Source organism: Nonomuraea turkmeniaca, from assembly GCF_005889735.1.
GTDB classification, from domain to species: domain Bacteria; phylum Actinomycetota; class Actinomycetes; order Streptosporangiales; family Streptosporangiaceae; genus Nonomuraea; species Nonomuraea turkmeniaca.
The window spans coordinates 23,891-37,022 of the sequence record NZ_VCKY01000010.1 but is presented as its reverse complement, the minus strand read 5'-3'; the positions used below and the strand labels follow the sequence as shown (position 1 = coordinate 37,022).

The 13,132-nt window shown below is 71.9% G+C and carries 10 protein-coding genes; 6 read left to right on the top strand and 4 right to left on the bottom strand.

The window, feature by feature from the left end; translation table 11 throughout:
• The first annotated feature begins 57 nt into the window (after positions 1-57).
• Genes ETD86_RS04580 through ETD86_RS04570 form a run of 3 tightly spaced genes read left to right on the top strand, consistent with a single transcriptional unit; the run spans position 58 to position 5,206 of the window.
• A complete protein-coding gene (locus ETD86_RS04580; RefSeq protein ID WP_138664867.1) occupies positions 58-1,341 on the top strand; it encodes a vWA domain-containing protein in 1,284 nt (427 codons plus the stop codon).
• 11 nt (positions 1,342-1,352) lie between these two features.
• A complete protein-coding gene (locus ETD86_RS04575; RefSeq protein WP_138664820.1) occupies positions 1,353-2,468 on the top strand; it encodes an ATP-binding protein in 1,116 nt (371 codons plus the stop codon).
• Positions 2,465-5,206 carry a DUF5682 family protein gene (locus tag ETD86_RS04570; protein WP_138664819.1) on the top strand — a complete coding sequence of 914 codons (2,742 nt, stop codon included), beginning with the start codon at positions 2,465-2,467 and terminating at the stop codon, positions 5,204-5,206. The genes ETD86_RS04575 and ETD86_RS04570 overlap by 4 nt, the downstream gene beginning before the upstream one ends.
• 152 nt (positions 5,207-5,358) lie before the next feature.
• Here ETD86_RS04570 and ETD86_RS04565 read toward each other — a convergent pair whose 3' ends face one another.
• Positions 5,359-6,759, bottom strand: a complete 1,401-nt coding sequence (locus tag ETD86_RS04565) for an alpha/beta fold hydrolase (RefSeq protein WP_246147626.1) — start codon at positions 6,757-6,759, stop codon at positions 5,359-5,361.
• Between the two features lie 245 nt (positions 6,760-7,004).
• Between ETD86_RS04565 and ETD86_RS04560 the strand changes: the two genes are divergently transcribed.
• Complete coding sequence (locus tag ETD86_RS04560) at positions 7,005-8,939, top strand: WD40 repeat domain-containing serine/threonine protein kinase (protein WP_138664817.1); 1,935 nt, start codon at positions 7,005-7,007, stop codon at positions 8,937-8,939.
• 3 nt (positions 8,940-8,942) lie between these two features.
• Here ETD86_RS04560 and ETD86_RS04555 read toward each other — a convergent pair whose 3' ends face one another.
• Together ETD86_RS04555 and ETD86_RS04550 are read right to left on the bottom strand one after the other, a co-directional pair.
• A complete protein-coding gene (locus ETD86_RS04555; protein WP_170222880.1) occupies positions 8,943-9,647 on the bottom strand; it encodes a PepSY domain-containing protein in 705 nt (234 codons plus the stop codon).
• A 103-nt stretch (positions 9,648-9,750) separates the two neighbouring features.
• Positions 9,751-10,347 carry an MFS transporter gene (locus ETD86_RS04550; protein WP_138664815.1) on the bottom strand — a complete coding sequence of 199 codons (597 nt, stop codon included), beginning with the start codon at positions 10,345-10,347 and terminating at the stop codon, positions 9,751-9,753.
• Positions 10,348-10,468: 121 nt separating this feature from the next.
• Here ETD86_RS04550 and ETD86_RS04545 point away from each other — a divergent pair, with 121 nt between their 5' ends.
• Positions 10,469-11,212 (top strand): histidine phosphatase family protein, encoded by a 744-nt coding sequence (locus ETD86_RS04545; RefSeq protein ID WP_138664814.1) that lies wholly within the window; start codon positions 10,469-10,471, stop codon positions 11,210-11,212.
• A 2-nt stretch (positions 11,213-11,214) separates the two neighbouring features.
• Complete coding sequence (locus tag ETD86_RS57900; RefSeq protein ID WP_246147624.1) at positions 11,215-12,267, top strand: Vgb family protein; 1,053 nt, start codon at positions 11,215-11,217, stop codon at positions 12,265-12,267.
• Position 12,268: 1 nt separating this feature from the next.
• Here ETD86_RS57900 and ETD86_RS04535 read toward each other — a convergent pair whose 3' ends face one another.
• Positions 12,269-13,105 (bottom strand): polysaccharide deacetylase family protein, encoded by an 837-nt coding sequence (locus ETD86_RS04535; protein WP_138664813.1) that lies wholly within the window; start codon positions 13,103-13,105, stop codon positions 12,269-12,271.
• Positions 13,106-13,132 lie beyond the last annotated feature (27 nt).

Sequence of the window (13,132 nt, the reverse complement as noted above, 5' to 3'; positions counted from 1 at the left end):
GCCTCCGAAGGCGCGGGCCAGGCAGCCTCCGAACAAGGCGCCGGGCAGAGTGCTGATATGACCCGGCGGCAGGTGCTCTACTGGCGGCTGCTGTCGCGGCTGTTCAGCCCCGACGAGCAGCCCGCGTTGGAGACCGCCAGCATGGCCATCGTCGGCGACCTCGGCCTCCCGCCGGCCCTGCTCGACCCGGGCATCTCGGTCGACAACCTCGTGCAACGTTTTCCCGACCTGGCCGCCGGGTTCGAGGGCCTGATGGCGGAGCGGGACCACGAGGAAGGAGACGAGGTCCGCCGCGCGGCCCTGGTCTCCAAGCTGCTGCTCAACGTGTTCGCCACGGGCTCGGGCAATGTCACCGCCGGCCAGTTGGAGGCGTGGAAGAAGGACGCGGCCTGGTTCGAGCACGGCATGGGTTGCGAGCCTGGTGGGCTGCGCCACAGCCCGGGCAACGAGGAGTTGGCCGCGTTGCTCGCCGGGCTGGAGGGCGACCTGGTCAAGCGCATGCACCTGCGCGAAGTGCTCGCCGACCCTGCCCTGGCCAGACAGCTCACGCCCAGCATGTCGCTCATCGAGCAGTTGCTGCGGGACAAGTCCAACCTGTCCGGCGTCGCGCTGGCCAATGCCAAGGCGCTGATCCGCAAGTACGTGGACGAGGTCGCCGAGGTGCTGCGTACCCAGGTCGAGAAGGCCACCGCGGGCACGATCGACCGGTCGGTGCCGCCGAAGCGGGTCTTCCGCAACCTCGACCTCGATCGCACCATCTGGAAGAACCTCACCAATTGGAGCCCCGAGGACCAGCGGCTCTACGTGGACCGGCTCTTCTACAAGCAGACCGCCCGGCGCACCACTCCGGCCCGGATGATCGTGGTCGTGGACCAGTCGGGTTCGATGGTGGACTCGATGGTCAACTGCACCATCCTGGCCTCGATCTTCGCCGGGCTTCCCAAGGTCGACGTGCACCTGATCGCGTACGACACCCAGGCGCTCGACCTGACCCCATGGGTGCACGACCCGTTCGAGGTCCTGCTGCGTACCAACCTCGGTGGCGGCAACGACGGCCCGGTCGCGATGGCCATGGCCCGCCCGAAGATCACCGATCCGCGTAACACCGTGATGGTGTGGATCTCCGACTTCTACGAGTTCGACCGCTCCCAGCCGCTGTTCGACGGCATCGAGGCCGTCCACCGCTCAGGGGTGAAGTTCATCCCCGTGGGCTCGGTGAACAGCTCTGGCGTCCAGAGCGTCGACCCGTGGTTCCGCAAGAAGCTCAAGGACCTGGGCACCCCGGTGATCTCGGGCCACATCCGCAAGCTCGTCTTCGAGCTCAAGAACTTCCTCACCTAGGAGAACTTCGCATGAGTGACGATATGCTGCGCGCCCCCGCAGAGGTGAAGTACGCCGAGGAGCTCGACTGGCTGGAGTCGATCGACGACGGTCCCAAGCCGTTCACGTGGCGGCTCAGCCCTCGCATGATCCGGCTGTTCATCCTCGGCTCCGAACGCTCCGACGGGCTCGACAGGGAGATCCCGCAGAAGTGGTTCGGCGACCGCAGCTTCGTCGAGCGCAGCATCGTGACCCTGGCCTCGGACCGGGGCCTGCTGCTGATCGGCGACCCGGGCACCGGCAAGAGCTGGCTGGCCGAGCTGCTGGCCGCGGCCATCTGCCGTAACTCCACGCTCGTGGTGCAGGGCACCGCCGGCACCACCGAGGACCACATCAAATACTCGTGGAACGTGTCCATGGTCATCGCCAAGGGCCAGTCCCGCGAGTCCATGATCCCCTCGCCGATCATGACGGCGATGGAGAACGGCGTGATCGGCCGTTTCGAGGAGCTGACCCGCTCGACCAGCGACGTGCAGGACGCGCTGATCTCGATCCTGTCGGAGAAGTACGTCTCCATCCCGGAGCTCGACGACCACAACATCGTCTTCGCCCAGCCCGGCTTCTCCATCATCGCCACCGCCAACAGCCGCGACCGGGGTGTCAACGACCTGTCGTCGGCGCTCAAGCGCCGCTTCAACTTCGTCCGCATCCCTGTGGTGACCAACAAGAAGAGCGAGGCGGAGATCGTCCGCTTCCGGACCGAGGAGCTGCTGCGCAGGCACCAGATCGAGCTGGACCTGCCGCCCACGCTGCTGGACATCCTGCTGCAGAGCTTCGCCGACCTGCGGTCCGCCGCGGCGTCGGCCACCAGCGACGACGAGAAGCTGGAGTCGGCGTTGTCCACGGCCGAGCAGATCGGCGTGCTCGAGGACGCGATCCTGCACAGTCAGTTCTTCGGCGACCGGGTGCTGCGCGCGCAGACCCTGGCGGGGTCGCTGGTCGGGTCGCTGGCCCGGCGCACCCCCGAGGACCTGGCGATCCTGAACAAGTACTGGCACGGCGTCGTCGAGCCCCGCAGCAAGAAGGACGGCGGGCCGTGGCAGGAGTTCCTCGAGGGCGGCCGCGAGGCGATCGCCACCCTGTCATGAGCACGTTCGACCCGCTGCGGGAGCAGCTCGCTCAGGCGGCGCGGGAGTTCGGCGGCGACACCGTGTCGGGCATCCTGTCGGGGATGGTGAACGACGTCGACCGGGCGCTGCGTGAGGAGTTGGAGATCTTCCCGGTCTGCCACCACTCGCCGGCCTCGGGCCTGGCGATGGTGCGACGGCTGCGCGAGAAGCAGCCGAAGGTCATCTATCTGGAGTTGTGCGAGGACCTGCGGCCGCTGCTGACCGAGTTGCGCAACTGCCGGCTGCCGGTGGCGGTGCAGGCGTTCGCGACCGACCTCGACGGTTTTCCCAAAGATTGGGCGCCGCTCAGCGTGGTGGCGCCCATCACAGAGGCGTCGGCCGAATACCAGGCCATCTCGTACGCGCTCGAAACGCCGGGCGTGGAGCTGGTCCTGGTGGACCGCTCGACCGACCACGTCTTCCAGTGGGCGCCCAAGGAGGAGCCCCAGCACGGCCCAAAGGAGGAGGAAGCGGGCCTGCACGGAGACGCGGTCGGCGTCGAGATCGGCGACCTGCGCCCCCGCTTCGCCGAGCTGGAGGAGCACCTGCTGCATCACGGCAAGGTGCGGCACTGGTCGGAATGGTGGGACCAGTACGTCGAGCAGCCGCTGTCCGGCGCGGACTACGACACCTACCGCCAGGTCATGGTGCTGATCGGCAGCCTGTTCCGTCGCCTCAACCCCGACGAGCGGCGGCTGGCCGTGGACGAGGACCGCGAGCGCTACATGTGGACCAGGATGCGCGAGCACCTGGCCACATCGGGCGCCGACCCGGCCGACTGCCTGTACGTGTGCGGCGCCTTCCACGCCGCCAGCCACGTCGAGCAGTTCGGCCTGCGCTCCACCGCCCCCTTCGAGATCACCCCGCGGACCGGCACCACGTGGCTGTACGGCCTCATCCCGTCCAGCCACTCGGCCATCGAGGCCCAGTTCGGCCTCGCCTCGGGCTCGGTGTCGATCGCGGCGGCGACCTGGGCCAAGGCGGTGGCCCGCAGCGGCCTGACGCCGTTCCAGCTGGCCGGGCAGAAGGGCACGCGCAAGCGAGTCACCAAGCTGCCCGCCCCCAAGCCGGAGATCGCGCCGGCCGACAAGCTGACGGGGTTCCTGTCGCGGCCGCCCGTCCTCGACGAGCTGGACCAGTCGGAGCTGCTCGGCTGGTGCGTGGACATCGTCCGGCTGGCCCGCCGCAACGGCTACCTGGCCAGCACCGCCGACGCGATCGCCGTGTTCGAGACGTCGATCCTGCTCGCCGGCCTGCGCAACCGGGCCAGGCCCACCCCGTACGACTTCCAGGACGCGGCCGTCACCTGCATCGAGAAGGACGTCGTCCCGGGCCGCAGGGACGTGCGCCGGCTGTGCGAGATCCTGCTCGGCGGCGACCGCGTCGGCGAGGTCGGCTACGACGCCCTGCCGCCGCTGGCCAAGAACGTCTACGACCGGCTCGAGCCGCTCGGCCTGGACCTGACGAAACGCACGATCCAGCGGGCGCTGCTCGATCTCAACGCCGACCCCCACCTGGTGCCCTGCTCCGACCTGCTGTGGATGCTGCGGTACCTGCTGCCGCACGACGCGGTCCGGCCGATCATGGGCGAGCGGCGGCTGGGGGAGCGGTCGATCCAGGAGAGCTGGGACCTGTCCTTCGGCAAGCACCAGCGCTCCATCATCGAGCTCGGCTACGAGGGCGTCACCATCGAGCAGGTGCTGGAGCAGCGCCTGCGGCGCAAGGTCTGGCATCCCAAGGCGACGGCGGCCGTAGCGCTCGCGGCCGTCGAGGACGCCGTGCTCTACCTGGGCAGCAAACGGTTCGCCGACGAGCTCGGGGCGCGGGCCGTTGAGCTGCTGGCGACCGAGCGGAGCGTGGACGACGCGCCCGAGGTGCTGCGGCGGATCCGGCGGCTGATGGCCTACTACCGGGCGAATGAGCCGGAGCTGCCCACCTGGTGCGAGGAGTTCGCGACCGCCGGGTACGCGCATTACTGCACGCTGCTGCCCACCGCCTTCGTGGACGACGACACCGGGGTGCGGCAGGTGGCCGCCATGCTGGGGTTCCTGTTCTCGATGGAGAGCCTGGCGCTGGCGCTGGGCTGTGATCGGGCGCAGCTGGAGCTCGCCGTGCGGCAGTCGCATCCCGAGTCGCCGGCCAAGGTGGCGGTGTTGTGGGCCGCGCGGACCCAGCTCGGGCTGCTGACGCAGGGCGAGCTGCGTTCGCGCTGCGACGAGCTGCTGGCCAATCCGCTGGTCGTGCCGTCGTTCCCGCAGTACATCATGGGGTTCGTACAGGCCATGGAGCCCGTCCCGGCGCTGTCGGGCTTCGTGGTGGAGGTGATCTCCAAGGCGTTCGGGAGGTTGCCGGACAACGTGTTGCTGCCGTGGTTGCCCAGGCTGATCACGACGTTGCGGGATCAGGCGAGCGAGCTGATGCCGGCGCTCGTGCGGGAGGCCGGGCGGACCTTCCCCGGAAGCCTGGCCGCCGTGGACGCCTGGACGCCGCCGTGGTCCGCCCGTCCGGCCCGGCCGAAGGCCGCCTCCGTGCCGGTGGCGTCGGGGCCGGTGACCGAGTTGCTCATGGGGCATCCGGCGGCGTGCGACGCGGTGGCGGGGTTGCTGGGGTGCGCCGGCGAGTGGCGCACCGCCTCCGGAACCGATCATGAGGAGGTCGGCGCGCTGCTGGCCGAGTACCCGGAGCCGGCGCTGGCGGTGGCGGCCCTGCTGGCCTGACTGCGAACCGGCCGTCGCGGTGCCGCTGCCCGCGGCGGCCGGCTCGCGGCTGCCCCACCGGCCGTCGCGGCGCTGCTGCCCGCGGCGGCCGGTTCGCGGCTGCCCCTGCCGGTGGTCGGGCGGGGGCTGATCGCTGTCGCCCAGGCCCGTGGTCACGAACCCCCTGGGCGACAGGTGGTGCCGGGCGGGGGCAGGCGCAGGTCGGTCAGGTACGCGTTCGCGTGCGCGATGACGCAGCCGTTCCCGGTCAGGTAGAGCCCGTGCCCATGACCGTCGTACCGGACAGTCGCCGACCCCGGCACCCGCCGCACGAGGTCGGCGGTGTCGTCGTAGTCGGTCCACGTGCCCGCGCCGAGGAACGGCGGCAGACCGGCGGGCAGCCGCGCGGCCGGGTTGGTCACCGGCGCGGGCCAGCCCGTGCAGCCGAGCCGGTGCCACAACCCCATCCCGTCCAGGTTCGGCGAGACCTGCTCGCCGAGCGCCCGCACCGCCCGGTACTCGCGATGGTCGCGGAAGCGCAGCCCGTCGGCGCACATCGTGGCGTTCATGCCCACGAACGACGGCGGCTTGAGGCTCCCGACCCCGGCCTTCACGTAGGCGGCGAACCCGCCGGCGTCCCCTTCCTCCGCCCGCGCGATGGCCTGGGCGAGCTGTCGCCAGCGTGGGTACTCGGGCGCCGGACCCGGCCCCACCAGGTGCGGCATCGCGGCCACCTGCAGGTCGAACCCGCTGTACGCCACCCGCTCGCCCGCCACCGGGATCGGCGCCCGGTCCGCCGCGTCCACCAGCCGCCGCCACCGCCCCTCCACGTCCTCGCCGCACGCCCCGGACGACCCGCACCACGCCACGAACCGGCCGAACTGCGTCTCGTACGTCCGGTACCGGACCCGAGCCTCCGTGGCGGCGTCACGCAACTGGTTGACGGCCCCGTCCAGGTACATGGCCCGGACCCGCGCAGGGAACAGCCGGGCGTAGGCGACCGCCGGCACGCCACCGTAGGAGGTGGCGATGAAGCTCAGCCGCTCCTCGCCGATGACGGCGCGTACGGCGTCGATGTCCCGCGCGACGGAGGCCGAGTCGAGGTGGTCGAAGAACTCGGGGTCGAGTTTCCTGCACTCCTGCGCCTTCGCCCGCACGGTCACACCGAGCCGGGCGTACTCGTCCCGGCTGTCGGGCCGGGTGAGCCAGGGGCCGGTCGCGAAGCACCGCTGCGGCAGCCGGCCGTACGTGGTCGCGTTGCGCGGCTCGAGGCTGACCACGTCGAACCGGTCCCGCAGGTGCGCGAAGCTCTTCCCGTAGTACGTGAGGTCGTCGATCCCCGACCCGCCGGGTCCACCCGGGATGCTGACCACGGTGCCGGTCCTCGTGCCGGTCGCGGGCAGCCGGGCGATGCGCAGCGTAAGAGTGCGGCCGTTCGGCTTCGCCCAGTCGAGCGGCACCTCGACGGAGGCGCATTCCATGTCCGCGGGCCGGTCCGCGCCGGTGCACGGCTCCCAGTCGTCCTGCGTGGCCGGCACGACGGCCAGCGCCGCGAGCAGGAGGGTAGTGGTCACGAAAGTCATGCCGTCTACGCTCGCCGCCGCCCGACCGGATCTCCATGGCGCTGCGACCCGTCCCGGCGGTAGTGCCAGGACTACTCCGAGATGAGCAACCGGAAAACGCTGAATGTCTTCTTGATGATGCTCGCCAGAAAGGGCGGCATATGACTACTTATGTCGCCTTTTCGGGTAATCCAGGTATTCCATGTCGATCGTAGTATCCAGTGCTGAGGTCCCTGCTGCCATGAAGAAGGTGGGCATTGTCGCGTCCACAGCCCGAACTCGGGCAGATCTCCGGCTACCGGCTCACCGGTTTCCTCGGTGAGGGTGGCCAGGGCACGGTGTATCGCGGCCTGAGCCCGTCCGGCGACGAGGTCACGATCAAGGTCCTGCACGCCCGGATGTCGGAGGACGCAGAAGAGCGGCGCAGGTTCTTCCGGCAGGTGGATCTCGCGCGACGGGTGGCGCCGTTCTGCACCGCCCGGGTGCTCGACATGGGGATGCACGAGGACCGGCCGTACATCGTGAGCGAGTACGTGCGCGGCGAGTCCCTCGACCGCGTGGTCAGGCAGGAGGGGCCGCGTACCGGCGGCGGGCTGGATCGGCTGGCGATCGCGACCGCGACCGCGCTGGCCGCGATCCACCGCGCCGGGGTCGTGCACCGCGACTTCAAGCCCGCCAACGTCATCCTCGGACCCGAGGGCCCGGTGGTGATCGACTTCGGCATCTCGCGGGCGCTCGATCACGCGGTCACCCAGTCCGGGGCGTTCGGCACGCCCGGCTACACGGCGCCCGAGCAGGTCAGCTCCGACCAGATCGGGCCGGCCGCGGACGTGTTCAGCTGGGCCGCCACGATGGTGTACGCGGCCACCGGGCGCCGGCCGTTCGCGGGCGCGACGGTCCCGGCGGTGCTGCACGCACTCCTGTACGAGGAGCCGGACCTGACCGGCGTGCCGGAATCGTTGTCACCTCTGGTGAGCGCCTGCCTGGACAAGGACCCCGAACGCCGGCTCGCCGCCGACGACCTGGTCCGCGCCCTGACCGGCGGCGACACCCTCCCGGCCGCGGGGCTCACCGAGCCGCCGCCCGAACCCAAGCGGAGGGTGCCACGGAGCGCGCTGGCGGCCGTCGCCGCGGCGGTCGCGGCCGTGGTGCTGGCGGTGGCGATGTGGCCGGAGCCGGCCGTCGTCCGCGACCCCGGGCCCGTACGCACGACCGCGCAGGGCACCCCGTTCGGCAAGGAGATCGGCAAGCCGCTGTCCGGCCACACCAACGACGTGCGGGCGGTGGCCGTCGGCACGCTCGACGGCGTTCCCGTCACGCTGACGGGCTCGGACGACGAGACCGCCCGCGTCTGGAACCTGCGTACCTCGCAGCCGATCGGGCAGCCGCTCGCCGGCCACACGGAGTGGGTCAGAGGCGCCGCGCTGGACCAGCTCGACGGCGTGCCGATCGCCGTCACCGCCGGCGACGACGACACGGCCCGCGTATGGGACCTCGCCAAGGGCGGATCACGAACTCTGGCCGGGCACGAAGGCGACGTCAAGGGCGTGGCGACCGGCCGGATCGGCGGCACGCACGCCGCCGTCACGGCCTCCGCCGACGGCACCGCCCGCGTCTGGGACCTGCGGACGGGCGAGCAACTCGGCACGCCCCTGGCCGGCCACCAGGGCGCGGTGTGGGCGGTGGCCGTCGGCCAGGTCGGCGGCACGCCGCTCGCGGTGACCGCCGGCGACGACGCGACCGTGCGGGTGTGGGACCTGAACTCCAGGAAGCAGCTCGGTGCACCGATGACCGGGCACTCCGGGTGGGTGCGGTCGGTCGCGATCGGCAATCTGGACGGCACGCCGGTCGCGGTCACCGGCGGCGAGGACATGACGGTGCGGGTGTGGGATCTGGGCGCCAGGAAGCAGCTCGGTGCGCCGATGGCCGGGCACTCCGGGTGGGTCTGGTCGGTCGCGATCGCCAACCTGGACGGCACGCCCGTGGCCGTGACCGGTGGCGAGGACACGACCGTGCGGGTGTGGGACCTGGGCACGAGGAAACAACTCGGCACGCCGTTCACCGGGCACGCCGACTGCGTCTGGTCGGTGGCGATCGGTCTGCTCGACGGCCGGCCGATCGCCGTCAGCGGCAGCAGGGACCAGACGGCCCACGCCTGGAGCCTCGGCCCGCCGTACCCGGCCGGCGGTTGATCCTCAGCCGGCGAACCGCGCGACCGCCGGGATGCGCCGCAACACGAGCCGGTCCAGCAGCAGGGTCGCCGCCATCGTGACCCCCGCCAGGGGGAACAGCAGCCCGAGCACCGCCATGACGGCGATCACCCCGTACGCGGTGCGCCGGTCCGACGGGCGGGCGGGCGCTCCGGCGCGGCCTCGCGGGCGGCGTTTCCACCACATCCACACGCCGGTGACCACGAGCGTGATGAGCGCCAGGCAGGCGGCGAGCATCACGACCAGGTTGGCCGGGCCGTACCTGCGGCCCTCGTGCAGCGCGATGCCCTGCTCGACGACCTTGGCCATGGTGCCGTACTCGGCCCATCCGTACGACGCGGAGCTCGCGGACTCGGGGACGGGCAGCCGTTCCGCCGCCCATGGCACCTTGGCGTCGGGGTGGGCGGAGAGGTCACCGGACAGGGGTGGAGTGGAGGTGTGCGGGAAGTCGCCGGCGTTCGGGGCGGTAGAGCCGGTACGCTCCTGGATCCGCTGCAGCCCGTCGCCCCACACGCCCGACCAGGGCAGCCCGGAGAGCACTAGGAACACGACCACCGCGTCCGAGCCGACCCCTACCCAGACGTGCAGGCGGCGCAGCCGGCCGCGGGCCGAGCCCGGAGCCTTCCCGCGGGTGCGGCGGCCGGTCCACCACAGATACGTGCCGGTGGGCTCCGTTCCGGAGGCACGCACACGACAGCGGCGTGCGCGAACAGCAGGGGACGGTCGCGGCCGGCGTCCGGCCACGACGAGACGGCCGCACGGACGTGTTCGTCACGTGGGCTGCGGACTCACGTCATCCTGCGGTACGCGGCGGTCCCCGGCGGCACATCGTCCAGGCCAGGACCTGGGGTGCGAGAACGCCGGACGCGACTGCCGTGATCGGGCCCGGACGGGGTGGCGGGGAGGTCGAGAGCCTGGCGGTGAGCCACAGGCTCCGTAGGGAGCAGGCCAGCAACAGCAGGAGCGTCACCAGCGCCGTCTCGCCCCGCTCCAGCCACCACGCGCACATGATCGTGACCATCACGTGGGCCGCCAGCATGCCGATCCCCGCTTGGAGCCCGCCTCCGCCGTGATGGTCCGACAAGGTCGTGGCACCCGAGCTGAACAGCTGATGCATGCCGTACTGGGCCGTGAACGAGGCCACGACCAGCGTCCCCATGGAGCGGCGACGGCGGGCCAGGAAGAACGCGCCCGCCCCGGTCGCGGCGGTCGCCGCGGCGACGGTCCCCAGGCCGGCGCCTGGGCCCCCGGCCAGCATGTGCATCCCCAGAGCGGCGTACACGCAGACGACCGCGAACACCGCGGCCCGCAGCCCGCGCAGGCCGGGCCGGCCGGCCTGCGCGGTGTCCCTGCTGCCGGTGCCGCTGCGTCCTTTCTGACGGGGGTTCATGCGCGATCACCGCTCACATCACGAGATACGAGGGCGTTTCAGGAAAAGTTCAGGCACGTCTGGGGGTGGGGCTGCTTGCGTTTTACATGACTTTGCGGTCGGCGGGCGTAGCGTCGAGGGCGTGAGGTCCAGCTTGGCGCTGCTCGCCGCCTGCGCCTGTCTCCTGGCCGGATGCGGCGCCCAGGCCTCCCCGCCCGCGACGTCCGCGCCCGCGCCTGCGACACCGGTGCCCGCGACGCCCGCGCCCGCATCACCCGCGCCCCAGACGACGTCACCCTCGGCTGAAGCGACGCCCACCGCACCCGGGGCCTCGCCGACCGGGCAGGCCACGGCGGGCGCCGGACCGGCCACGGCGGATGCCGGGCTCGTCGCGCGGTTGCGGCGCGGTGGCTACGTGCTCTACGTCCGTCACACGGCGAGCGAGGCCACCCAGGACGACCCCACGCCGGACCTCGCCGACCCTGCCACCCAGCGCAACCTCTCCGAGGAGGGCAGGGCGCAGGCGCGGGAGATCGGCCAGGCCGTCAGAAGGCTGCGCATCCCCATCGGCCAGGTGCTCGCCAGCCCCTACCGGCGCACTCGAGAGACCGCCGAGCTCGCGTTCGGCCAGGCGCGGGAGAGCCGTGACCTCATCAACGAGGTCTACCCAGGCGCCGACGACGCCGCGCTGGCCGCGGCGCTGCGCCGCCTGCTGGACGCCCGTCCCGCCGCGGGCGTCAACACCGTGCTGGTCTCGCACGGATTCAACCTGGCCCGCGCCACCGGCCTGTCCTCGGCCGAGGGCGACACGTTCGTCTTCGTCCCTGGCGACGGCGACCCGGTGGCCAGGATCGGCGTCGACGAATGGCGATCATTGAAGGAGTAGCCGTGACCCGCTTGGCAAGCGTACTGACGCGAAGCGCACCGCTGGCGGTGTTCCTCGTGCTCGCCGCCTGCACCGCATCGCCCGCCGCACCTCCCCGGACCACCGCACCCGCGCAGACCGGCGCTCCGCCTCAGACGGATGCCCCGGCGCGGAACGCCGGGCCGGCCGTTCAGCGGTTCGAGGTGCCGAGCGGGGCCGGGCCGCACGACGTGGCCCCGGCCGCCGACGGCGGCGTGTGGTTCACCGCGCAGCACGCGGGCTACCTCGGCCATCTCGACCCCAAGACCGGCAAGGTCACGCAGGTGCCGCTGGGTGACGGCTCCCGGCCGCACGGCGTCATCACCGGGCCGGGCGGCCACGCCTGGGTGACCGACAGCGGCCTCAACGCGATCGTCCGGGTCGACGCCGAGAGCCGCCAGGTCCGCGCCTACCCGCTCCCCGGCGACCGCGCGGGCGCCGACCTCAACACGGCGGTGTTCGACGCCAAGGGCGTGCTCTGGTTCACCGGCCAGAGCGGCGTCTACGGCCGCCTCGCCCCGGACTCGGGCAAGATCGACGTGTACGACGCCCCGCGCGGCGCCGGCCCGTACGGGATCACCACCACCCCGGACGGCGACGTCTACTACGCCTCGCTGGCCGGCAGCCACATCGCCAGGATCACCCCGGACACCGGCCGCGCCACGGTCCTCGAACCCCCGACCGCGGGTCAGGGCGCCCGCCGTGTCTGGGCCGACAGCACCGGCCGCGTCTGGGTCAGCGAGTGGAACGGCGGCCGCCTGGGCCGTTACGACCCCGCCTCCGGAGCCTGGAAGGAATGGCCGCTCCCCGGGGACGCCCCCCAGCCGTACGCCGTCTACGTCGACTCCGCCGACATCGTGTGGATCAGCGACTTCGGCAGCGACCGGCTGATCAGCTTCGACCCCGCCACCGAGCGCTTCACCCCCGCGAACGGCGAGGCCGCGCAGGTGCGCCAGATCCACGGGCGCCCGGGCGAGGTGTGGGGCGCCGCGTCCGGCCAGGACGCGTTGCTCCTCATCCGGACAACCTCGGGATAGGTCAGAGGAGGCTGGAGACGCCGCTGTAGACCAGGCGCGGCGGCTTGCCGCCGAACAAGTGGCTGACGGTGACGAACTTGTAGCCGCGCGCCGACAGGGTCTTCAGAATCCGCGGCATGGCCCGCACGGTCGTGGGGTGGATGTCGTGGAAGAGCACGATGCTGCCGGGGCGTACCGACTTGATCGTCTTCTTGGCGACCCTGGTGCTGTCGCGGTGCAACCAGTCGAGCGTGTCCACGCTCCACATCACCAGGGGACGCGTCGTCTGCATCCGCACAGAGGCGTTGAACGCCCCGTACGGCGGCCTCATGAGACGGGGCACGAGCCCCGTCGCGGCCCTGATCGCCTGGTCGGTGCGGGCCAGCTCGGCACGCACGCCCACCGGCGACAGCCGGGTCAGGTCGGAGTGCGACCAGGTGTGGCTGCCGATCTCGTGCCCGGCCGCGACGGTGCGGCGCAGGATGCCGGGGTACGCGGCGACGTTCTGCCCCACGACGAAGAACGTGGCCCGCGCGCGATGGGCCCGCAACTGGCGCAGCAACGCGTCCGTGTACTGGCCGGGGCCGTCGTCGAAGGTGAGCGCCACGCACTTGACACGGCGGCAGTCGACCGGGCGGCCTCGCACGTCCTGAGCCGCGGTCAACAGCGGGTGGAGCAGCGCCTGCGACGCCTTCGACCAGGTTTCCGCCAGATCGGCGCCGGCTTGTGGCGCCGCCGCGGCAGCCGGGACGCCGCCGTCCTTGAAGCCGGGATGGACCGCTGCTTGGACCGTTCCAGAATCGGCCGTCAGCAGGCCGGCGCCGCATGTCGCCGTGCTCAGGACTGCCGTGGCGAGCATCCTCGCCGTCCCCCGTCTCGCCCGAGG